The 22,117-nt window shown below is 60.3% G+C and carries 23 protein-coding genes; 12 read left to right on the forward strand and 11 right to left on the reverse strand.

The features are described from left to right. Positions 1–134: 134 nt before the first annotated feature. Both ftsB and ispD read left to right on the forward strand, forming a co-directional pair. Positions 135–413: a cell division protein FtsB gene (gene ftsB, locus APH41_RS05405; protein WP_003189195.1), complete on the forward strand. Its 279-nt coding sequence runs from the start codon at positions 135–137 to the stop codon at positions 411–413. After that, positions 410–1,117 carry a 2-C-methyl-D-erythritol 4-phosphate cytidylyltransferase gene (ispD, locus tag APH41_RS05410; RefSeq protein ID WP_054917868.1) on the forward strand — a complete coding sequence of 236 codons (708 nt, stop codon included), beginning with the start codon at positions 410–412 and terminating at the stop codon, positions 1,115–1,117. Before ftsB ends, ispD begins: the two co-directional genes overlap by 4 nt. 129 nt (positions 1,118–1,246) lie before the next feature. Here the strand turns inward: ispD and APH41_RS05415 are convergent, their stop codons facing one another. Continuing rightward, positions 1,247–2,143 (reverse strand): LysR substrate-binding domain-containing protein, encoded by an 897-nt coding sequence (locus APH41_RS05415; RefSeq protein ID WP_034126841.1) that lies wholly within the window; start codon positions 2,141–2,143, stop codon positions 1,247–1,249. A gap of 109 nt (positions 2,144–2,252) precedes the next feature. On the opposite strand from APH41_RS05415, the gene APH41_RS05420 reads away from it, so the two are divergent. The 8 genes from APH41_RS05420 to rpoS all read left to right on the forward strand — a co-directional run bounded on the left by APH41_RS05420 (position 2,253) and on the right by rpoS (position 9,376). Beyond that, positions 2,253–3,365 (forward strand): S-(hydroxymethyl)glutathione dehydrogenase/class III alcohol dehydrogenase, encoded by a 1,113-nt coding sequence (locus APH41_RS05420; RefSeq protein WP_003189203.1) that lies wholly within the window; start codon positions 2,253–2,255, stop codon positions 3,363–3,365. A gap of 8 nt (positions 3,366–3,373) precedes the next feature. Then, complete coding sequence (gene fghA / locus APH41_RS05425; protein ID WP_054897990.1) at positions 3,374–4,219, forward strand: S-formylglutathione hydrolase; 846 nt, start codon at positions 3,374–3,376, stop codon at positions 4,217–4,219. 54 nt (positions 4,220–4,273) lie between these two features. Beyond that, positions 4,274–4,747 (forward strand): 2-C-methyl-D-erythritol 2,4-cyclodiphosphate synthase, encoded by a 474-nt coding sequence (gene ispF, locus APH41_RS05430; RefSeq protein WP_034126843.1) that lies wholly within the window; start codon positions 4,274–4,276, stop codon positions 4,745–4,747. After that, positions 4,744–5,802 (forward strand): tRNA pseudouridine(13) synthase TruD, encoded by a 1,059-nt coding sequence (gene truD / locus APH41_RS05435; protein ID WP_034126844.1) that lies wholly within the window; start codon positions 4,744–4,746, stop codon positions 5,800–5,802. Before ispF ends, truD begins: the two co-directional genes overlap by 4 nt. Then, positions 5,790–6,539, forward strand: coding sequence for a 5'/3'-nucleotidase SurE (gene surE / locus APH41_RS05440; protein WP_003189210.1), 750 nt, complete (start codon positions 5,790–5,792; stop codon positions 6,537–6,539). The genes truD and surE overlap by 13 nt, the downstream gene beginning before the upstream one ends. Positions 6,540–6,580: 41 nt before the next feature. Then, positions 6,581–7,216 (forward strand): protein-L-isoaspartate(D-aspartate) O-methyltransferase, encoded by a 636-nt coding sequence (locus APH41_RS05445; protein WP_169850588.1) that lies wholly within the window; start codon positions 6,581–6,583, stop codon positions 7,214–7,216. Between the two features lie 209 nt (positions 7,217–7,425). Further along, positions 7,426–8,262 (forward strand): peptidoglycan DD-metalloendopeptidase family protein, encoded by an 837-nt coding sequence (locus APH41_RS05450; protein WP_054917872.1) that lies wholly within the window; start codon positions 7,426–7,428, stop codon positions 8,260–8,262. A 106-nt stretch (positions 8,263–8,368) separates the two neighbouring features. Further along, complete coding sequence (gene rpoS, locus APH41_RS05455) at positions 8,369–9,376, forward strand: RNA polymerase sigma factor RpoS (RefSeq protein ID WP_034126846.1); 1,008 nt, start codon at positions 8,369–8,371, stop codon at positions 9,374–9,376. 232 nt (positions 9,377–9,608) lie between these two features. Here the strand turns inward: rpoS and APH41_RS05460 are convergent, their stop codons facing one another. Further along, positions 9,609–9,818 carry a cold-shock protein gene (locus tag APH41_RS05460; RefSeq protein WP_002554837.1) on the reverse strand — a complete coding sequence of 70 codons (210 nt, stop codon included), beginning with the start codon at positions 9,816–9,818 and terminating at the stop codon, positions 9,609–9,611. Between the two features lie 388 nt (positions 9,819–10,206). On the opposite strand from APH41_RS05460, the gene dcd reads away from it, so the two are divergent. After that, positions 10,207–10,773: a dCTP deaminase gene (gene dcd / locus APH41_RS05465; RefSeq protein WP_003189215.1), complete on the forward strand. Its 567-nt coding sequence runs from the start codon at positions 10,207–10,209 to the stop codon at positions 10,771–10,773. 108 nt (positions 10,774–10,881) lie between these two features. Beyond that, complete coding sequence (locus APH41_RS05470; protein WP_005785769.1) at positions 10,882–11,079, forward strand: hypothetical protein; 198 nt, start codon at positions 10,882–10,884, stop codon at positions 11,077–11,079. A gap of 23 nt (positions 11,080–11,102) precedes the next feature. Here APH41_RS05470 and pdeM read toward each other — a convergent pair whose 3' ends face one another. The 9 genes from pdeM to APH41_RS05515 form a co-directional block, all read right to left on the reverse strand. Further along, positions 11,103–11,753, reverse strand: a complete 651-nt coding sequence (gene pdeM, locus APH41_RS05475) for a ligase-associated DNA damage response endonuclease PdeM (protein WP_054917875.1) — start codon at positions 11,751–11,753, stop codon at positions 11,103–11,105. Next, positions 11,753–14,233: a ligase-associated DNA damage response DEXH box helicase gene (locus APH41_RS05480; protein ID WP_054917879.1), complete on the reverse strand. Its 2,481-nt coding sequence runs from the start codon at positions 14,231–14,233 to the stop codon at positions 11,753–11,755. Before APH41_RS05480 ends, pdeM begins: the two co-directional genes overlap by 1 nt. Before the next feature lie 217 nt (positions 14,234–14,450). Further along, on the reverse strand, positions 14,451–15,215 hold the full coding sequence (locus tag APH41_RS05485) for an ABC transporter ATP-binding protein (protein WP_034126849.1): 765 nt from the start codon (positions 15,213–15,215) through the stop codon (positions 14,451–14,453). Positions 15,216–15,228: 13 nt separating this feature from the next. Further along, positions 15,229–16,347: a succinylglutamate desuccinylase/aspartoacylase family protein gene (locus APH41_RS05490; protein ID WP_054917882.1), complete on the reverse strand. Its 1,119-nt coding sequence runs from the start codon at positions 16,345–16,347 to the stop codon at positions 15,229–15,231. A gap of 9 nt (positions 16,348–16,356) precedes the next feature. After that, on the reverse strand, positions 16,357–17,067 hold the full coding sequence (locus APH41_RS05495; protein ID WP_054917884.1) for an ABC transporter permease: 711 nt from the start codon (positions 17,065–17,067) through the stop codon (positions 16,357–16,359). Next, positions 17,064–17,792 carry an ABC transporter permease gene (locus APH41_RS05500; protein ID WP_003189227.1) on the reverse strand — a complete coding sequence of 243 codons (729 nt, stop codon included), beginning with the start codon at positions 17,790–17,792 and terminating at the stop codon, positions 17,064–17,066. Before APH41_RS05500 ends, APH41_RS05495 begins: the two co-directional genes overlap by 4 nt. 57 nt (positions 17,793–17,849) lie before the next feature. Continuing rightward, complete coding sequence (locus APH41_RS05505; protein WP_014717255.1) at positions 17,850–18,629, reverse strand: transporter substrate-binding domain-containing protein; 780 nt, start codon at positions 18,627–18,629, stop codon at positions 17,850–17,852. 228 nt (positions 18,630–18,857) lie between these two features. Next, positions 18,858–20,492: an ATP-dependent DNA ligase gene (locus tag APH41_RS05510; protein ID WP_054917886.1), complete on the reverse strand. Its 1,635-nt coding sequence runs from the start codon at positions 20,490–20,492 to the stop codon at positions 18,858–18,860. Then, positions 20,489–21,493, reverse strand: coding sequence for a ligase-associated DNA damage response exonuclease (locus APH41_RS05515; RefSeq protein WP_054917889.1), 1,005 nt, complete (start codon positions 21,491–21,493; stop codon positions 20,489–20,491). Before APH41_RS05515 ends, APH41_RS05510 begins: the two co-directional genes overlap by 4 nt. Positions 21,494–22,117: the final 624 nt, after the last annotated feature.

Consider the following 22,117-nt stretch of genomic DNA (forward strand, 5'->3'; position numbering starts at 1 on the left):
ATCTCACGAAAATGTGAATTTCGGCGCTAATCTGCTGACTGACAAGCGCAAGCCTGGGTTTTCCAGGCTTTGTGCTATCAGTTGCTGCAAAAGGTTTGCATGACTGTCTTTATTCAATGGATACCCGGATTTCGATGCGCAGTCCCAATTGGTTGTTCCTCGTCTTGCTCTTGTTGCTGGCTGGCCTGCAGTACCGCCTATGGGTCGGTAATGGCAGCTTTGCGCAGGTGGAAGAGTTGACCCAGCAAATTGCCGACCAGCGTGCCGAAAACGAACGCCTGCTGGAGCGCAACCGTGTCCTCGACGCTGAAGTGCTTGAGCTGAAAAAAGGCACGGAGACCGTTGAAGAGCGGGCTCGTCATGAGTTGGGCATGGTCAAGGAGGGCGAGACCCTCTACCAGTTGGCCCAATGAGCCACGATTTACCGGCCTTCTGGGCCGTGATTCCTGCCGCGGGCGTCGGTGCCCGTATGGCTGCGGACCGTCCCAAGCAGTACCTGCAATTGGGCGGGCGCACTATTCTCGAACACAGCCTCGGCTGTTTTCTCGACCATCCATGCCTCAAGGGCCTGGTGGTCAGTCTTGCAATTGACGATCCTTATTGGCCCACCTTGGCATGCGCCAATGACCCGCGTATCCAGCGTGCCGACGGGGGCTCGGAACGTTCCGGCTCGGTACTCAATGCGCTGCTGCAACTCAACGCCCTGGGCGCAAGTGATGACGACTGGGTGTTGGTGCATGACGCTGCGCGGCCTAACCTGAGCCGTGATGACCTCGACAAATTGTTGGCGGAACTGGCTGACGATCCGGTAGGCGGCCTGCTGGCGGTGCCGGCGCGCGACACCCTCAAGCGTGTCGACAAGCACGGCCGTGTGGTGGACACCATTGATCGCAGCCTGATCTGGCAGGCTTATACACCGCAGATGTTCCGCCTGGGCGCCTTGCATCGCGCCTTGGCCGACAGCCTGGTGGCCGATGCGGTGATCACCGATGAAGCGTCGGCCATGGAATGGTCTGGGCAGGCACCGCGCCTGATCGAAGGGCGTTCGGACAATATCAAGGTGACTCGGCCGGAAGACCTGGAGTGGTTGAAGTTGCGCTGGGCTAATCGGCGGTAACCTGTCAGACCGAGTCTGCTTCATCGCAGGCAAGCCAGCTCCCACATTTGATCGCTGCCACATCAAACAACACGTCCAACTGTGGGAGCCGGGCTTGCCCGCGATGAGGCCGGTGCAGACCACCTCAATTCAATGCTTGTACTCCGGCCTCTGCGCCAACCCCACCTTCAAAAAGTCCACCAGCTTCCTCACCTTCGGCGACAAATGCCGCTGCTGCGGATACAGCGCCCACACGGCGGTATTCGGCGGTTGATGAGCCTGCAGCAGCGACACCAACGCCCCGCTGTGCAGATGCTCCAGCACGTAGTAATCCGGCAACTGGCACAAGCCCATGCCTTGCAACGCGGCATCCAACACCGCTTGCCCACTGTTGCAGCGCCAATTGCCTTGCACACGCTGGGAAAATTCCCGCCCATCCTGGGCCATTTGCCAGATATCCGAGCTGCCAATCAGACAGTTATGCCGGCTCAACTCCGACAAGCTGTGTGGCCGACCGTACCGTTCGAGGTAGGAGGGGGAGGCGCACAGGTACATGCGCCGAGGCGCCAGACGGCTGGCGACCATGCGCGAGTCTTGCAGGCGTCCCAGGCGGATGGCCAGGTCGAGGCCTTCATGGACCAGGTCCAGCGAGCGGTTGGTCAACTCGATGTCCACGCGCAGTTGCGGATAGTGCGCCATGAACCGCGTCACCAGCGGCACGATAAAACGTTCGCCATAGGCCACGGCGCAGGTCATGCGCAACATGCCCTTGGGTTCGCTGGTCAGGTCGCCCACCGCCCGCAACGCTTCCTCGCGACCGTCCTGCAGGCGTTGGCAGTGCTGCAGGAAGGTCTGACCGGCTTCGGTCAAGGTCACCTTGCGCGTACTGCGGTACAGCAATCGGGTTTGCAGGCGTTCTTCAAGACGCGCCACTTGCCGGCTGACATGGGATGAAGACACCCCCAGCCGTTCGGCCGCCGCCGTGAACTGGCTGCATTCGGCCACCGCGACAAACTCGTCAATGCCTTCCCAGCGGTTCTCCAGCATGCTGATTGTCCCTGTACAGCAATAATGTTTTGCTTTGGTCCGGATTATTCATCAATGGGTGATGATTTACACTCACCGTCTCAGTTTTTAACCCGATGGAGAAACCCGGATGATCAAGTCCCGTGCCGCCGTAGCCTTCGAAGCCAAGAAGCCCCTTGAGATTGTTGAAGTGGATGTCGCCATGCCCAAGGCTGGCGAGGTGCTGCTGCGGGTAGTTGCGTCCGGCGTGTGCCACACCGACGCCTACACCTTGTCGGGCGCCGACCCGGAAGGCATTTTTCCGTCGATCCTCGGCCATGAAGGCGGCGCAGTGGTGGAAGCCATCGGCGAGGGCGTGACTTCGGTCGCTGTGGGCGATCACGTGATCCCGCTGTACACCCCGGAATGCGGCAAGTGCAAGTTCTGCCTGAGTGGCAAGACCAACCTGTGCCAGGCCATCCGCGCCACGCAGGGCAAGGGCTTGATGCCGGATGGCACCACGCGTTTCTCCTACAAGGGCCAGCCGATTTTCCACTACATGGGCACCTCGACGTTCTCCGAGTACACCGTGCTGCCGGAAATCTCCGTGGCCAAGATTCCTAAAGAAGCGCCGTTGGAAAAAGTCTGCCTGCTCGGTTGCGGTGTCACTACCGGTATCGGTGCGGTGATCAACACTGCCAAGGTCAAACCGGGCGACACCGTGGCCGTCTTCGGTCTGGGCGGTATTGGCCTGTCGGCGATTATCGGTGCAGTCAAGGCCAAGGCCGGGCGCATCATCGCCATCGATATCAACCCGGCCAAGTTCGAAATCGCCAAGCAACTGGGCGCTACCGATTGCATCAACCCGAAAGACTACGATCGCCCGATCCAGGATGTGATCGTGGATTTGACCGACGGCGGCGTGGACTTTTCCTTCGAGTGCATCGGCAACGTACAACTGATGCGTGCGGCCCTTGAGTGCTGCCACAAAGGCTGGGGCGAGTCGGTGATCATCGGTGTGGCCGGTGCTGGCCAGGAAATTGCCACTCGCCCATTCCAACTGGTCACCGGGCGCGTCTGGCGTGGGTCGGCGTTTGGTGGCGTGCGCGGTCGTACCGAATTGCCAAGCTACGTGGAAATGGCCCAGACCGGTGAAATCCCGCTGGACACCTTCATCACCCACACCATGGGCCTGGAAGATATCAACAAAGCGTTTGACCTGATGCATGAAGGCAAGAGCATTCGTACCGTCATTCACTTCTGAGGTCGGCCATGAGTCTGGAAAACCTGTCATGCCAGAAGAGCTTCGGCGGCTGGCATAAACGCTACAAGCATCATTCGGATGTGCTCGGTTGCGACATGACCTTCGCGGTCTATCTGCCGCCGCAAGCAGAGCAGGGCGGTAAATTACCGGTGCTGTATTGGCTGTCCGGTCTGACCTGCACCGATGAGAACTTCATGCAGAAAGCCGGCGCCCAGCGCATGGCCGCCGAGTTGGGCTTGATCATCGTTGCACCGGACACCAGCCCCCGTGGCCCCGGTGTGCCGGACGATCCGGACAACGCCTGGGATTTTGGCCTCGGCGCCGGCTTCTACCTCAATGCCACCCAGGAACCCTGGGCCAAGCACTATCGGATGCATGACTACGTGGTACAGGAGTTACCGGCCTTGGTGGAAGCGCATTTCCCTGCGTCGGATAAGCGCGGCATCAGCGGCCACTCCATGGGCGGTCACGGTGCGCTGGTCTGCGCGCTGCGCAACCCTGGACGTTACCTGTCGGTGTCGGCGTTTTCGCCGATCAACAACCCGATGGACTGCCCATGGGGTCAGAAAGCTTTTTCCCGTTATTTGGGTGAAGAGCGCTCTAAGTGGCGTGAATGGGATGCGTGCGTGCTGATCAGCGAAGCCTCGGAAAAGCTGCCGCTGTTGGTGGACCAGGGCGATCGCGACGATTTCCTCGCCGTTCAGCTCAAGCCCGAAGCCCTGCTGCAGGCGGCCAAGGCAGCCAACCATCCGCTGGAACTGCGCCTGCAGCCTGGCTACGACCACAGCTACTTTTTCATCGCCAGCTTCATTGAAGACCATTTGCGTCATCATGGGCGTGCTTTGCTCGGTTAATCTGAGGCAAAAGTAGGTAGAATCACGCCCTGAATTAAATCGGGGCGTTTTTTTATGCGTATTGGCCACGGCTACGATGTGCACCGTTTCGCTGAAGGCGATTTCATCACCCTGGGCGGCGTGCGCATTGCACACCACCATGGGTTGCTGGCTCATTCCGACGGCGACGTGGTCCTGCACGCCTTGAGCGATGCCTTGCTCGGCGCGGCTGCATTAGGCGATATCGGCAAGCACTTTCCGGACACCGACCCCACCTTCAAGGGGGCGGACAGTCGTGTGTTGCTGCGCCATGTGGTCGGCCTGATCCATGCCAAGGGCTGGAAGGTCGGCAACGTCGATAACACCATCGTCGCCCAGGCGCCGAAAATGGCCCCCCATATTGAAGCGATGCGCGCAGTGATCGCCGCAGACCTGCAAATTGAATTGGATCAAGTCAACGTGAAAGCCACCACCACCGAAAAGCTCGGGTTTACCGGTCGTGAAGAGGGCATTGCGGTGCACTCCGTCGCCTTGTTGCTGCGCGCATGAACGACCTGCAACTGCTGGGCCCGCGGGCCTATGGCGAGGCCCTGGGCAGCGCGGTACTGAAGGCCACGGCCGAAGACTTCCAGGTTGATGAGGTGCTGGACATCCCGCTGACCGGCGATGGCGAGCACCTGTGGCTGTGGGTGGAAAAGCGCGGCTTGAACACTGAGGAAGCCGCACGGCGTATCGCCAAAGCCGCTGGGGTGCCATTGCGCACCGTCAGCTATGCCGGGCTCAAGGATCGTCAGGCCCTGACCCGCCAGTGGTTCAGCGTGCAATTGCCCGGCAAGGCCGACCCGGACATGAGCGGCGCAGAAAACGACACCCTCAAGATCCTGAAAACCGCCCGTCACAAGCGCAAGTTGCAGCGTGGGGCCCATTCGGCCAATGGTTTCACCTTGCGCCTGACCCAATTGGCCGGCGACACCGCTGCCATCGACGCACGTCTGCAGTTGATTGCCCGGCACGGCATCCCCAATTATTTCGGCACCCAGCGTTTTGGCCACAACGGCGGCAATGTGGTGGATGCTCGCGAGTGGGCTGCCCGCAAGGCCCTGCCCGAGCAGCGCAACGTGCGCTCGCGCTTGCTGTCCACGGCTCGCAGTTACCTGTTCAACCAAGTGTTGGCGGCTCGCGTCGCCGACGGTTCATGGCAGCGTGCCCAAGTTGGCGATCTGCTGGCGTTTACCGACAGTCGCAGTTTTTTTCCGGCCGGGGAAGCTGAATGCAGTGACCCGCGCCTGGCGATCCTGGACCTGCATCCCACCGGCCCGCAGTGGGGCGAAGGCGACTCGCCGGCGAAAGGTCTTACGTACGAGCTGGAACAATCTGTCGCCGCTGGCGAAGCAGACCTACGTGATTGGCTGGTGAAGGCGGGAATGAGCCAGGAACGTCGCATTCTGCGACTGCCCATTGGCGGGTTGACGTGGCATTATCCCGGGCCTGACATTCTGCAATTGGAATTCGTCCTGCCGGCCGGATGCTTCGCCACTGTCTTGGTGCGCGAGCTTGTTGATCTGGTGCCGGTGGGGCAGACGGACAGCCCATGCGTATTCTGATATCAAACGATGACGGTGCCACCGCACCCGGTCTTGCCGCGCTCCATGCTGCGCTGCAGGATTACGCCGAGTGCGTGGTGGTTGCCCCCGACCAGGACAAGAGCGGCGCCAGCAGTTCGCTGACGCTCGACCGTCCGCTGCATCCGCGGGTCCTGGCCAATGGCTTTATCAGCGTTAACGGCACCCCCACCGACTGCGTGCACCTGGCGATCAACAGTCTGCTGGAGCACCAGCCAGACCTGGTGGTCTCGGGGATCAACCTGGGCGCCAACCTGGGTGATGACGTGCTGTATTCCGGCACCGTGGCGGCCGCCCTTGAAGGGCGCTTCCTGGGCCGCACCGGCTTTGCCTTTTCCTTTGCTTCGCGGCAACTGGATAACCTGGCGACGGCGGCCTACTACGCGCGCAAGTTGGTGGAGGCCCATGCTTCCTTGGACCTGCCGCCGCGTACGGTGCTCAACGTCAATATCCCCAACTTGCCCCTCGACCATATTCGCGGTATCCAACTCACGCGCCTGGGTCATCGCGCCCGTGCGGCGGCGCCCTTGAAGGTGGTCGACCCTCGCGGCAAGGAAGGGTATTGGATCGCCGCCGCCGGCGACGCCGAAGATGGCGGCGAAGGCACCGACTTTCATGCGGTGATGCAAGGCTATGTCTCCGTTACCCCTCTGCTGTTTGATCGCACCTTCAGTGATGCCTTCAGTGGCCTTGATGGCTGGCTGGAGGGACTGCGTTGATGGCTCGTGAACAAGACGACCTGTTGCGCCGTGGCATCGGGATGACCTCCCAGCGCACCCGGGAGCGGTTGATCCAGCGTCTGTATGAAGAAGGCTTGTCCAACGCGCAGGTGCTGGAAGTGATCCGGCGCACGCCGCGGCACCTGTTTGTCGATGAGGCGCTGGCGCATCGCGCCTATGAAGACACAGCGTTGCCCATCGGCCACAACCAGACCATTTCTCAGCCCTATATGGTTGCGCGTATGAGCGAGCTATTGCTGGCGGCGGGGCCGTTGGACAAGGTGCTGGAGATTGGTACCGGCTCCGGCTACCAGACGGCCGTGCTGTCGCAATTGGTAGAGCGGGTGTTTTCGGTCGAGCGCATCAAGGTGCTACAGGACCGGGCCAAAGAGCGTCTGGTGGAGCTGAACCTGCGCAACGTGGTATTCCGCTGGGGCGATGGTTGGGAGGGCTGGCCGGCGCTGGCGCCCTACAACGGTATCATCGTCACCGCCGTGGCCACCGATGTGCCGCAAGCCTTGCTGGATCAATTGGCGCCTGGCGGGCGGCTGGTCATCCCGGTGGGCTCCGGCGAAGTGCAACAGTTGATGCTTATTATCCGTGAGGACGAAGGTTTTTCCCGGCATGTACTCGGTGCCGTGCGGTTCGTACCCTTGCTCAACGGCCCGCTGGCCTGATCATTTATTCGCAGGCAGTGAATTCTGCAAGCGCGGATGTGTCTTACGGCGGGGTCCATTGAATCACCATGCCTGGCAGCCACGATTAAACATGATGAATTTTTCCTTTCAGTCAGGTGCCAGTAAAAAGCCAATGCCCAGTTATACTTGCGTCATATTTCAAGCCTGATACAGGCGTTAACGTTCAGCCACCACAAAGGGAGCGGCGGGTGAGTCTCACAGGTCCTGCGCAGCGAATGAGTAAAACAAGCTTTCAGCGACTGGTGCTTGGCCTTGTCTTGAGTTCCTTATTGGCAGCCTGCTCGAGCACGCCATCCGGCGGTGCGCGGGTCGTTGACCGTACCAACGCAATCCCCCAGAGACCTACGGTCACCACCGGCCAATACGTGGTGCGCAAAGGCGACACCCTGTTCTCGATTGCCTTTCGTTATGGCTGGGACTACAAGGCGCTGGCCGCCCGTAACAACATTCCTGTGCCGTATACGATCCATCCGGGGCAGACCATTCGTTTCGATGGTCGCTCAGGTTCTGCACCTACGGCAGTTGTGACAAAGTCGGGATCTTCGCCATCGTCCTCAAGCAAGACCACCATCATTACCCGGCCTGCAGGCAGCGCCGCGCCTACGGTTGCGAGCAAGCCGGCACCCGCGCCGTTGCCACCTGCCGGGCCTGCGCCGACCGGTTGGGGATGGCCCTCAAACGGAGTGTTGATTGGAAAATTCTCTTCAAACGGTAGTTTGAATAAAGGCATTGATATCGCCGGGGATTTGGGACAGCCTGTTTTAGCTGCGTCTGATGGGACAGTGGTGTACGCCGGGAGTGGTTTGCGGGGCTACGGCGAGCTGGTCATCATCAAACACAGCGATACCTACGTCAGTGCCTACGGTCATAACCGCAGGTTGTTGGTTCGGGAGGGGCAGCAGGTCAAGGTCGGACAGACGATTGCCGAAATGGGGTCAACGGGCACAGACCGGGTGAAACTGCACTTTGAGATTCGCCGCCAAGGGAAGCCTGTAGATCCGCTGCAATTCCTGCCCCGTCGTTGATGTGTTGCACAGCCTGTTCCCTCACGTAGAAGGAACAGGCTCCAGCGTTGCCAAGGATAGAGGCGTCGCTTGAGCTTGAGGTCGAACTCACCAAAGGACTATAACAATGGCTCTCAGTAAAGAAGTGCCGGAGTTTGACATCGACGATGAGGTTCTCCTTATGGAGACCGGCATCGATTTGGAAACGATGTCAGATAATGAAGGGGTATCACCACCTTCAGTTCGCACCAAATCCAAAAATGCTGCCGCTTTGAAGCAGCACAAGTACGTTGATTACACGCGGGCGCTCGATGCGACCCAGCTGTACCTCAATGAAATCGGCTTTTCCCCTCTGTTGACCCCCGAAGAAGAAGTCCATTTTGCGCGTCTGTCGCAGAAGGGCGATCCGGCTGGGCGTAAGCGCATGATTGAAAGCAACCTGCGCCTGGTGGTGAAGATCGCCCGACGCTACGTCAATCGTGGGCTTTCCCTGTTGGACCTGATCGAGGAGGGTAACCTGGGCTTGATCCGGGCTGTGGAGAAGTTCGACCCTGAGCGGGGCTTCCGTTTCTCCACCTATGCCACCTGGTGGATTCGCCAGACCATCGAACGGGCGATCATGAATCAGACCCGCACGATCCGGTTGCCGATCCATGTGGTCAAGGAGCTCAACGTCTACCTGCGGGCGGCGCGTGAGCTGACGCAAAAACTCGATCATGAACCTTCGCCTGAAGAGATCGCCAACCTCCTGGAAAAACCGGTAGGGGAGGTCAAGCGCATGCTGGGCCTTAACGAGCGTGTCTCTTCGGTCGATGTCTCGCTGGGTCCGGATTCGGATAAGACCCTGCTGGACACCCTGACCGATGATCGTCCGACAGACCCTTGCGAGCTGCTGCAAGACGATGATCTTTCCCAAAGTATTGACCAGTGGCTCTCAGAGCTCACGGACAAGCAGCGTGAAGTGGTGATTCGCCGCTTCGGCCTGCGCGGCCATGAGAGCAGCACCCTGGAGGATGTAGGCCTGGAGATCGGCCTGACCCGTGAGCGGGTGCGGCAGATCCAGGTAGAGGGCCTCAAGCGCTTGCGCGAGATCCTGGAGAAGAATGGCTTGTCGAGTGAGTCGTTGTTCCAATAACGATTGGTAGGGCAGCGATCACAAAACGCCCGATGCATGTGAATGCACCGGGCGTTTTGCTGTGCCCTGATCGTTCCCATGCTCTGCGTGGGAATGCAGCTCTGGACGCTCGGCGTCCCAAAGCGCGACGCCGAGCGTCACAAGAGGCGTTCCCACGCAGAGCGCGGGAACGATCAGGCATAAAAAAACCCCGCTTTTAAGGGCGGGGTTTTTTCGACTAAGTCAGTACAAGTTAGATAACTTGAACTTCTTCAGCTTGCATGCCTTTCTGACCGCGGGTAGCGATGAAAGAAACCTGTTGGCCTTCTTTCAGGCTTTTGAAGCCGTCGGATTGGATAGCTTTGAAGTGAACGAACAGGTCGTCACCGGATTGTGGAGTGATGAAGCCGAAGCCTTTTTCATCGTTGAACCACTTAACGGTACCAGTTTGGCGATTAGACATGGTGTATCTCCTTGGACAAAGTTAACTGCGACTCAGGAAAAGCCCTGGCCGAGACTGAGTGCAAAGAGCAGGAAAAATTCTTGGAGATGGTTGGATCGAAATTCAACATATCGTGTAGAGATTCTCAGTGACACAAGCAGCACAGTGGCGCCACCTTAACCCTTTTTCAGGAACGTGCCAATGGTATTTCCGAAGGTTTCTCTAATTTCGTGACTGGCGGTGGTATTTACAGTCATTGGCGCCGGGCACCCGGGCCCCGGCCACGCTGGCTGCGGCTTATAGCTGGCAGTGCATTGATCAAGAAAACCGGTGCGGCCTTTGAACCCCAACGCCGGCCCCGGTAAGATGGCCCACAGATTTTTTTCGCCTCGCTATTCAGGACACCGCCATGAGCATCAAATCGGACAAGTGGATTCGCCGCATGGCGCAGGAACACGGCATGATCGAGCCGTTCGTCGAACGCCAGATTCGTGGCGAAGGCGACGAGCGCGTGATTTCGTACGGCGTTTCCAGCTATGGCTACGACGTGCGTTGCGCCGATGAATTCAAGGTGTTCACCAACATCAATTCGGCGATCGTCGATCCTAAGAACTTCGACGAAAAGAGCTTCGTCGACGTCAAGAGCGACGTGTGCATCATCCCGCCCAACTCCTTCGCCCTGGCGCGCACCGTGGAGTTCTTCCGTATTCCTCGCGACGTGCTGACCATCTGCCTGGGTAAAAGCACCTATGCCCGCTGCGGCATTATCGTCAATGTCACGCCGCTTGAGCCTGAGTGGGAAGGCCACGTCACCCTGGAATTCTCCAACACCACCACCTTGCCGGCGAAAATCTACGCCAACGAAGGCGTGGCACAGATGCTGTTCCTGCAGTCCGATGAGGCCTGTGAAGTGTCCTACAAAGACCGTGCGGGCAAGTATCAGGGCCAACGCGGCGTCACTCTCCCACGCGCTTGATCGAAAGCGCCTACGGGTAAAGGGAATTTGTCTGCAGAAAGTGACTCTATCTAGGTGTACTGCTTCGGCGCGTGTGAAACGCGCCGGGCCATACTTGAGGAGTACCCTATGAAGATCGACCCGCGAATCAGCGCAGAACTCGCCCGGCTTGAACCCAACCAGATTGGTGTTCTGGCCTGGTCCTTGATGGCCAACCCCGCGCACGCGGGGGGCATCCCAGGTCAACCCGAACCTGATTACCCGCAGCCTACCGAGCCGGGTGAGCCGACCTTACCGGACGAGCCGCCACCCGCACCCGTTGCCTGATACCTGAGCAGGCCTGTGTCGATTCATTGAATCGGCCAGACCTGATGATCGCCAATCACAAAGATTCGCTGGTCCTGGGCCTGCTCCACGGCATAACCCCCTGTAAACGCGCCGAAGGCTGGCAGCAGGCTAATCTGAGTGCCGATCTGGAAGCACGGCAGGCGTAGCCGCTGGCGCCCTTTGCCGCGCAAGTGGTACACCGGATGCACATGCCCCGCCAGTACATGATGGCTGGCGTGGGCGTCTGGCTCATGTTGCAAGGCGAAAGGGCCCATCAGCAGGGGCTCGGGGATCACCTCGATGCCCAGATCCAACGGTGGGTCGCCGGCGCTTTTGTCGTGATTGCCGCGAATCAAGGTCAAGGCCAATGTCCGATTGCGCTCACGCCAGGCCCTGATTGCGTTCAGGGTGCCGCTGGCATGAGAGCCGGGACCGTGGAGGAAATCACCGAGAAAGATCAACTGCGCGCACGGCAGGGCCGATAACAGCTTGTCCAGGCGTTCCAGGTTGGCCGTAGTCGTGCCCTGCGGCACCGGTTGTCCCAGGCTGCGATAGGCCGAAGCCTTGCCAAAATGCGCATCGGCAATCAGCAGGCATCGGCGTGCGGGCCAATACACGGCCTTGTCCGGCAATAGCCAGAGTTCTTCGCCTTCAACCGTCAGTGGGTAATGCATCAGCCTTGCCCTTTGTCGGCGACTTTTTCCAGGTCCTTGACCATCCGCGCGATGCGCTCCGAGAGTTTTTCCGAGCTCATGCTTTCGCGCATCCGTTCTACCAGCAGCGGAAAGGCCAGGGGCGTGGGCCGCTGGATCCTGTGCAAGTCCAGCTTCAATGTCGACAGATGATTCAGCGTCTGTTCCAGCCGGCGAATATCCAGCTCGTCTTGCAGCACTTCTTCCCCAGCCTGGGCCAGCAGCAGATTTTGTGGGTCATATTGCTTGAACACTTCAAAGAACAAACCACTGGAAGCCTGCACTTGTCGCGTGCTTTTTGGCGCGCCGGGATACCCGGCAAATACCAGCCCGGCGATTCGCGCAATCTCGCGAAAGCGGCGCAGGGCCAGTTCACCGGCATTGAGGCTGGCAATTACGTCAGCCAGCAGGCCTTGGGGGCTCAGCAACCGAGTATTCAACAATTGGGGCCACTGCACCTCGGTGGCGCTCAACAGCTCCAGGCCATAATCATTCACCGCAATCGAAAAGGTCAGCGGCTGCTGCTGGCTGACCCGCCACGCCAGCAAACTGGCCAAGCCCAGGTGTACTTGGCGGCCAGCGAACGGATACAAAAACAAGTGCCAGCCCTCCCGCGACCGCAGGGTTTCAGCCAGCAAATGCTCGCGGGTCGGCAGCCCGGACCAGCGCAATTGGGTGTGCAGCAACGGTTGCACCGCCTTCATCTCTGGGCCGTCGAAGTGCCCATGCGCGGCGGCATCAAAACGCTCGACCACCGCCTGGGCCAGTTCGTTGGAAAGGGGCATGCGCCCGCCATTCCAGCGTGGCACGGCGGCTTTTTTCACGTTGCTGCGGCGCACATAGGCGGTCATGTTTTCCACACGCACCAGTTCCAGCAAGCGCCCGGCGAACAGAAACCCATCCCCCGGCTTGAGCCTTGCAATAAAGCCTTCCTCGACACTGCCCAGGTTCTTGCCGCCGCCGCCCTTGCTCCAGAACTTGAGCTGGATACTGGCATCACTGACGATGGTGCCCACGCTCATGCGGTGGCGGCGTGCCAGGCGGGCATCCGGAACACGCCAGATGCCGTGCTCATCGGGCTCCACCCGGCGGTAATCCGGATAAGCGGTGAGTGACAGGCCACCATGGCGCACAAACCCCAGGGCCCAGGCCCAATCCGCTTCGGTGAGGTCGCGATAGGCCCAGGCGCCGCGCACTTCGTCCAACAGTGCCGCCGGAGTAAACCCGCCGCCCAAGGCCATGCTGACCAAGTGTTGGACCAGCACATCCAGCGGCTTGTAAGGTGATTCCCGCGCTTCGATGCGCCGTTGGGCGATCGCATCCTGGGCGGCTGCGGCTTCCACCAGCTCCAGGCTGTGGGTTGGCACCAGCGTTACCCGTGAGGGCCGCCCTGGCGCGTGGCCGGAACGCCCGGCGCGTTGCATCAACCGCGCTATGCCCTTGGCGGAGCCGATTTGCAGCACCCGTTCCACCGGCAGGAAGTCCACGCCCAGGTCCAGGCTGGAGGTGCACACCACTGCCTTGAGCTGTCCGTCTTTCAGGGCGCGCTCCACCCAGTCGCGGGTTTCGCGCGATAACGAGCCATGGTGCAGGGCAATCAAACCGGCCCAGTCCGGACGGGCGTCCAGAATCGCCTGGTACCAGATCTCGGATTGCGCGCGGGTGTTGGTAAATACCAGGCAACTGCTGCTGGCCTCTACCTCGGCGACCACTTGCGGCAACATCTTCAAGCCGATATGCCCGGCCCAGGGAAAGCGCTCGGTGACGGGCGGCAGCAAGGTGTCGACCTTCAGTGCCTTGGCCGTTTGCCCCTGTACATTGATGCCGCCGCCCTGTGGGACCAGTACCTCCAAAGCGTGGGCCTGATTACCCAGCGTCGCGGAAATACCCCACACCATCAACTCAGGATGCCAGCGCCGCAAGCGTGCCAGTGCCAGTTGCAACTGCACGCCGCGCTTATTGCCGATCAGTTCGTGCCATTCATCCACGATGACCATGCGCAGGTGCGCCAGGCTGGTTTCACTGTCGGCACGGGCCAGCATCAGGGTCAGGCTTTCCGGAGTGGTGACCAGAGCGGTGGGTTGGCGACGGGTCTGGCGCGCGCGTTCACTGCTGCTGGTGTCACCGGTGCGCAGGCCTACACTCCAGGGAATCTGCAGGGCCTCCAGCGGGGCTTGCAGGGCACGTGCGGAGTCGGCGGCCAGGGCGCGCATCGGCGTGATCCACAGGACGGTCAGCGGCTCGGCAGGCGGTTTGCGTTTGCCTGTGACGGGCGGGCGGGTAATGGCGAAACGATTGAGGGCGGCAAACCACAGGGCATAGGTTTTACCCGCCCCGGTGCTGGCATGCAGTAACCCTGATTGGCCGGCCTTGACCGCGGCCCATACCTCTTTCTGAAAGGCGAATGGCTTCCAGCCTTGGGTGGCAAACCATTGCTTGGCGAAATCGTGGGTTTTTGCCATTCGGCAGCGGACGCTCTGGAGGGGTTAGTTCAAAGACCCCTGAGGCAGCGCCGACGTTCAACTGCCTAATGCCATTCAGTCAAGCAGAAGCGCTGCCCTGTGGCGAGGGAGCATGCTCCCGCTGGACTGCGTAACAGTCCCAGTCTTTTTGAGCAAAGAGCGGGGGCCGCTTCGCGCCCCAGCGGGAGCAAGCTCCCTCGCCACAGCAAGCTCGCTCCTACTTCAAATTGCCACTCAGAAACTGTTGCAGGCGTTCGCTTTTCGGATTGCCCAGCACATCCTCCGGCAAGCCCTGCTCCTCCACCAGACCCTGATGCAGGAACAGCACCTGGCTTGAAACCTTGCGCGCAAAGCTCATCTCGTGGGTCACCATAATCATGGTGCGGCCTTCCTCGGCCAGGCCCTGGATCACCTTCAAAACTTCGCCCACCAACTCCGGGTCCAGCGCAGACGTGGGTTCATCGAACAGCATCACCTCCGGCTCCATGGCCAGGGCGCGGGCGATGGCGACACGCTGCTGCTGGCCGCCGGAGAGGAACGCCGGGTATTGATCAGCCACGCGCGCCGGCAGCCCGACTTTGTCCAGGTAGCGGCGGGCACGGTCTTCGGCGTCCTTTTTACTGCAACCCAGCACGCGGCGCGGGGCCATGGTGATGTTTTCCAGCACGCTCATGTGGCTCCACAAATTGAAGTGCTGGAACACCATCGCCAGCCGCGTGCGCAAGCGTTGCAACTCGGCGTCGTCGGCTACGCGCATGCCATGGCGGTCGCTGACCATGCGAATCGCCTGGCCGTCCAGGGTCATGGCGCCATCGTTGGGGGTTTCCAAAAAGTTGATACAGCGCAGGAAGGTACTCTTGCCTGAGCCACTGGCGCCGATCAGGCTGATCACATCCCCGGTCTTGGCCTTGAGCGACACACCTTTGAGCACTTGATTGTCGCCATAGCTTTTGTGCAGGCCTTCAACGGTCAGTTTGTACATGTGGCATGCATCCTCAAGGCGAAAGTAGATAACCGCTGCGGTAGGCCTGTGTGCCGGCAACATGGCAGATCACCATGCCGGCCGTGGCCATGCGGCGTAGCGAACGGGCGTAAAGCAGCCCGGCGTGCTGGCAGTGCACAGGCGTCACGCGGTCGGTAATGGGGTCGATGATTTCAGCGACCAATTGCCCCGCCTCCAGGTATTCCCCCGGCAGGGCGCTGAACACGAGCAAGCCACCCACCGTAGTCGTCACTGGCTCCACCGCCGCCAACGGCGTAGCCGGGTAGGCCAGGGCAGGCAAGGGGGCTGCATCGCCGCGAATGGCGCCGAAGTGGATCAAATAATCAATGATGGCCTGGCAGTCCAGCGCGGCGAGGCCGTGGTTGACATCGCCCTGGCCACGCAGCTCGACGGTCACCGACAAGCTGCCCATGGGGATCGGGTAGCGTTCGCCGAAGCGTTGCTGCAACTGCCACCACAGCAGGGTGAAACACTCGTCAAAAGACTGCCCACCGGAATCGGTGGCCAACAGGTTGGCCTCCGAGCCCAGGTAGCGCGCCAACGGTTCTACCTGTGGCCAGGCTTCGGGCGTGGTGTACAGGTGCGCCACGGCTTCGAAGTCGCAATGCAGGTCCAGCACCACGTCGGCATCACAGGCCAGGCGTTGCAGCACCAGGCGTTGGGAGTGCAACTGGGTCTGGGCGGTGTGCGCGGCCAGGGCGCGGGACAGTGCGCTGCGGATCAATTGGGCATTGCGCTGGGGATCATCGCCCAGCAGGTCTTCGACCTGGTTACCGACGTCTTCGCTGAGGTCGACAAACAGGCGATTGAAGTTCTGCCCGCTTTCCAGTTCGTAGCGGCCCAAGGGGATATCCATCAATACCTGTTCCAGGCCCACCGGGTTGGCGACGGGCACCAGCACGATTTCGCTGCGCAAGCGCCCGGTCGCTTCAAGTTCTGCCAGGCGCGCCTTTAAATGCCAGGCCACCAGCATGCCTGGCAATTCATCGGCATGCAGGGAGGACTGGATGTACACCTTGCCTTCGGGCTGCTGCGGGCCGAAGTGAAAACTGTGGATCTGCCGCGCCGTGCCAGGTACCGGTGCGATCAGGTCATGTAGCTGATGGTGCATGCAAGCTCCTTAGTGGCTAGGCCCGAGAAAGGCCAGCCAACGACGTTCCGCCAGGCGAAACAGGCCGACCAGGGCAAAGGTCACCGTCAGGTAGATCAGTGCGGCAATGCCAAATGACTGGAAGGTCATGAAGGTGGCAGAGTTGGCATCCCGCGCCACTTTGAGGATGTCCGGGATCGTCGCGGTAAAGGCCACGGTGGTCGAATGCAGCATCAGGATCACTTCGTTGCTGTAGTAGGGCAACGAGCGTCGCAACGCGGAAGGCATGATCACGTAGGCGTACAGCTTCCAGCCACTGAGGCCGTAAGCCTTGGCCGCCTCGACTTCGCCGTGGGCCATGCTGCGGATTGCCCCGGCGAAAATCTCCGTGGTGTAGGCGCAAGTGTTGAGGGCGAAGGCGAGCAGGGTGCAGTTCATCGCGTCGCGAAAGAACGCATCCAGCACCGGTTGTGCTCGTACGGCGGCAAGGCTGTAGATGCCGGTGTAGCAGATCAGCAATTGGATATAGAGCGGAGTGCCACGAAACAGGTAGGTGTAGAACTGCACGGGCCAACGCACCATGCGCTTGCGCGAAACGCGGGCGATGGACAGTGGAATCGACACCAGAAAACCGATGACCAATGAGGCGCTGAGCAGCCACAAGGTCATGGCCAGGCCGGTGATGTGCTGGCCGTCGCTGTAAAGAAAAGGGCGCCAGTATTCCTGCAATAGCTCGATCATCGCACTGCCTCCCGGGCGCCTGCGGAGTAGCGACGTTCAAGTCGGCGCAAGACAAAGTTGGAGGCGCTGGTGATCAACAGGTAGATCAGCGCCGCCAGCACCAGGAAATAAAACAGTTGATAGGTGCTCTTGCCAGCGTCCTGGGCGGCTTTTACCAAGTCTGCGAGGCCGATGATCGACACCAGTGCGGTGGCCTTGAGCATCACCATCCAGTTATTGCCGATGCCCGGCAGCGCAAAGCGCATCATCTGCGGGAAGGTCACGTAGCGAAACCGCTGCCCGCGCTTGAGCCCGTAAGCGGTGGCGGCTTCGAGTTGGCCGCGGGGCACGGCGAGGATCGCACCGCGAAAGGTTTCGGTGAAATACGCACCGTAGATAAAGCCCAGGGTGATCACCCCGGCGCTGAACGGGTCGATCTCGATGTATTCCCATTCCATAAAGTCGGTAAAGCCACTGAGCCAGGTTTGCAGGCTGTAGAAAATCAACAGCATCAGCACCAGGTCCGGCACACCGCGAATCAGAGTGGTATAGAGCTGGGCGGGGATACGCACAATGGCCAGGCTGGACAGTTTGGCGCTGGCGCCGAGCAGGCCCAGCAATACGCTGACGGCCAGGGACAGCACCGACAACTTGATGGTCATCCAGGTGCCTTGCAGCAACAGCGGGCCGAAACCCTTCAAGCTGAATGCGCTCAGCCCGAGGGTTTGCAACAGATCTTCGAACATAAATCAGGACCTATGGCGATAAAAAAGCGCCCCACCCGAAGCAGGGCGCCCCAGGCATTATTTGCCGCTGTACAGGTTCAGATCGCCAAAGTGTTTCTTCTGGATAGTGGCGTAGGTGCCATCATCGTGTAACGCTTTGATACCTTTATCCAAAAGCGCCTTGAGTTCAGTGTTACCTTTTTTGATACCGATAGCGGTTTTCGACGGCAGCAGTGGGTCGTCGATAGCTGCGCTCACTTCATAGCCAGCACCGGCTGGCGACTTGAGAAAGCCCAGTTCGGCTTGGAGCATGTCCTGCACGGAAGCGTCAAGGCGCCCGGAGGTCAGGTCGGCGTACACCTGGTCCTGGTTGGCGTAAGCCTTGGTGGTCACCCCGGCTTTATCCAGTACGGCCTTGGCGTAGGCTTCCTGGATGGTGCCTTGCTCGTAACCCACGGATTTGCCCTTGAGAGATTCTGGCGTCGAATAGCCAGCGCCTTTCTTGAACACCAGCGAAGTCGGGCCGGAGAACAGCTCAGAGGAGAAGTCGATGGCCTTCTCGCGCACTGGGGTCACGGTCATCGACGAGATCACGCCATCGAATTTATTGGCTTTCAGGCCAGGGATCATGCCGTCGAAGTCACTTTCGACCCACTTGCACTTGACCTTCAGCTCCGCGCAGATCGCATTGCCCAGGTCGATATCGAAGCCCACCAGGCTGCCGTCGGCGGCCTTGGATTCGAACGGTGCGTAGGAAGGGTCGACACCAAAACGCAGTTCCTTGTATTCCTTGGCTGTAGCAACACCAGCAGCCATGCACAGAGCCAGTGCAGAAAGGGTCAGCAATGCTTTTTTCATTATGTAATCCCTGGAAACCAAGATAAGCGCTTGTGGCGCGATTAGGACTGTTACTGAACGGTGTCAGACCCATCACAAGTAGCAATTTCTGCACCATAGTTCCGGATGGGCTTTTTAAACGATGGGATAAGGCAGTTCCAAGTGTAGGCGGCGCCCAAAAATGGGCGTCAGCAAATGAGCGCACTATTTCGGGTCAAAGGTAGACCAGGCATGTGGGAGCGGGCTATGTCAAGTCAGCAAGTCTTGTAGCGTGGCCAGGTTGTCCGCTTCATCCACCGCCTTGTCCTGGCGCCAGCGCAGCATCCGCGGAAACCGCACCGCAATCCCGCTCTTGTGCCGCTTGGACAGGGCAATCCCTTCAAAACCCAACTCAAACACCATGCTGGGCGTCACGCTGCTGACCGGGCCGAACTTCTCCACCGTGGTTTTGCGCACAATGGCGTCGACCTTGCGCATTTCCTCGTCGGTCAGCCCGGAATACGCCTTGGCGAACGGCACCAGTGTGCGCTCGCTTCCCGGTGGGCCGTCCCATACCGCGAAGGTGTAGTCGCTGTAGAGGCTGGCGCGCCGGCCATGGCCGCGCTGGGCGTAGATCAACACGGCGTCGACGCTGAAGGGGTCGACCTTCCATTTCCACCACAGGCCCATGTCCTTGGTGCGGCCCACGCCGTAGAGGCCGTTGCGATCCTTGAGCATCATGCCTTCCACGCCCAGGCTGCGAGAGGCTTCGCGCTGCTCGGCCAAGGCTGCCCAGGTTTTGCCTTCCAGCAACGGCGAAGGCAATAAGACCGGTTGGTTGCACGTAGCGATCACCTGTTCCAATTGGGTGCGACGTTCGGCCTGGATGTGGTTGCGCCAGTCGTCGCCCTGATACTCCAGCAAGTCGTAGGCGAGCACGGCCACTGGCGCATCCTCAAGGACTTTTTTACTCAGGGTCTTGCGGCCAATGCGCTGTTGCAGCAGCGCGAAGGGTTGCACCGAGTCTTTCCACACCACGATTTCGCCATCGATCACCGTACCGTCGGGCAGGCCACTGACCAGGCTGTGGAGTTCAGGGAAGCGTTCAGTCAGCAACTCTTCACCGCGAGACCAGACCCACAGGCGTCCCTCGCGCTTGACCAGTTGTGCGCGAATGCCATCAAACTTCCATTCCACCTGCCAATCGGCGGGTGAACCGAGCAGCGTGTCGAATTGCTCCACCGGTTGCGCCAGCCCGTGAGCCAGAAAAAACGGATAGGGTTGCCCGCCACGTTGTGCGTGCTCGTCAGACGATTCGGCGGCGATCAGCTTGAGATAGCCCTCGGCTGTGGGACGGTTCGACAAATCGGTGTAGCCCACTAGCCGCTGCGCCACGCGTTTGCTGTCGAGATCGGCCATGGCGGCGAGGGCGCGGGTCACCAGCAGTTTGGATACCCCGACCCGGAAGCTGCCGGTGATCAATTTGATGCACACCATCAGGCTCGGTTGGTCCAGTTGCGCCCACAGCGCCGGCAGCCGGTCTGCAAGGTCCAAGGGTGGCAGACCGCGCAGGGGCAGCAGTTTTTCTTCCAGCCACACGGCCAGGCCGTCTTCGGATGTGTAGGTGGATTCTGGCAGGAGCAGTGAGATGGTCTCGGCCAGGTCACCTACGGACTGGTAGCTCTCTTCGAACAGCCAGGGTTCGATACCGGCCGCTTCGGTGGCCATGTCCCGTAGCAGGCGCGTCGGCACCAGCTGTCGTGGCCTCCCGCCGCTAAGAAAGTAAACGGCCCAAGCGGCATCTGCTGGCGGCGCCTGCAGAAAGTAGGCCTGCAGGGCGGCGAGCTTGGCATTGCTGGAAGTGGTGGCGTCGAGGTTAGCGTACAGCTCAGCGAAGGCTTTCATGCCGTGGCCTCTTCTTCGTCATCGCCGTATTCGGTGCTGAAGCCTTGGGCATCCAAGCCCTTCTCCCGCAGGTGGCGTACCAACACACCGACCGAACCATGGGTGACCATCACCCGTTGTGCCCCGGTTTGTACGATGGCCCATAACAGGCCCGGCCAGTCAGCGTGGTCCGAGAGCACGAAGCCACGGTCCACGCCGCGCCGCCGTCTGGTACCGCGCAGGCGCATCCAGCCGCTGGCGAAGGCGTCGCTGTAGTCGCCAAAGCGACGCATCCAGGTACTGCCTCCAGCGGAGGGCGGGGCGATGATCAGGGCTTGGCGCAGCAGTGGGTCGGTCTTTTTGAAGTCGCCGGCATACAGCGTCTCGGGGATGTAGATGCCCGCTTCGCGATACACCCGGTTCAACGGTTCGACCGCGCCGTGGCTGAGGATCGGGCCGATGCTGGCGTCCAGCCCATGGAGGATGCGTTGGGCCTTGCCGAAGGAGTAGCAGAACAACACGCTGGCTTTGCCGCTGGCGATATTGGCCTGCCACCAGTCATTGATCCCGGCAAAAATCTGCGCCTGGGGCTGCCAGCGGTAAATCGGCAGGCCGAAGGTGGATTCGGTGATAAAGGTGTGGCAACGCACCGGTTCGAAGGGCGCGCAGGTACCATCGGGTTCGACCTTGTAGTCGCCGGACGCCACCCAGACCTCGCCCTGGTATTCCAGGCGTACCTGGGCCGAGCCCAGTACATGCCCGGCGGGATGGAAACTCAAGGTCACCCCGTGATGCACCAACCGTTCACCGTAGGCCAGGGTTTGCAGGTTAATGTCCTGGCCCAGGCGCCAGCGCAGGATACCTTCGCCGGGGGCGGCGGCCAGGTAGTGTTGATTGCCGGTGCGGGCGTGGTCGCCGTGGGCGTGGGTGATGACCGCACGTTCCACTGGACGCCAGGGGTCGATATAAAAATCACCGGCAGGGCAGTAGAGGCCTTCGGGGCGGGCGATGACAAGATCCATGGGGGTGCCGGGGCGGTGGGCTTGTTAGTTATGAGGCGGGGCTGGGTGCAGAAGTTCTATCTGAATGCAGGTAGTACAAAGGTGGGAGTTGGCTTGCCTGCGATGACGGTCTGAAAGCCGACACCTATCTACCTGACACCCGACGATCCAACTGTGGGAGCTGGCTTGCCTGCGATGGCGGCCTGACAGCCGAAGCTGTTATCTGTGTACATATCCATTTCTGCGGTAACGGCCACTTAGGGTTCCGCTTTTACAGCGGGTCACTTTTGGAAAAGAGCCCCAAAAGTAACCAAAAAGGCTCTTGCCCCACCACTCGGCACCTCGCTTAGGCTCGGTGTGCCCGTAATCCGCCAGTGATTTGGGGGGCCGCCGCCACGCGCCATCCATGGCGCGGGGCGGCTAAACCGGCATCCCTGCCGGTTTACCCCCCAAATCCCTGTCGAATTCCGGCCAGCGTGGTTTAACGGGGCGCCTAAGATCAAGATCAAAAGCAGATCAAGAGCAAGATCAAGAGCGGCTCGCTTCGCATCGTGGTTACCGTCGGCTGCTATCGCAGGCAAGCCACAATGCCAGTCAGTCAAGCGGTCATCGCCGACTGTAGGAGCGAGCTTGCTCGCGAAAATC

Origin of the sequence: Pseudomonas sp. NBRC 111138, from assembly GCF_001320835.1 — a bacterium.
GTDB lineage: Bacteria > Pseudomonadota > Gammaproteobacteria > Pseudomonadales > Pseudomonadaceae > Aquipseudomonas > Aquipseudomonas paracarnis.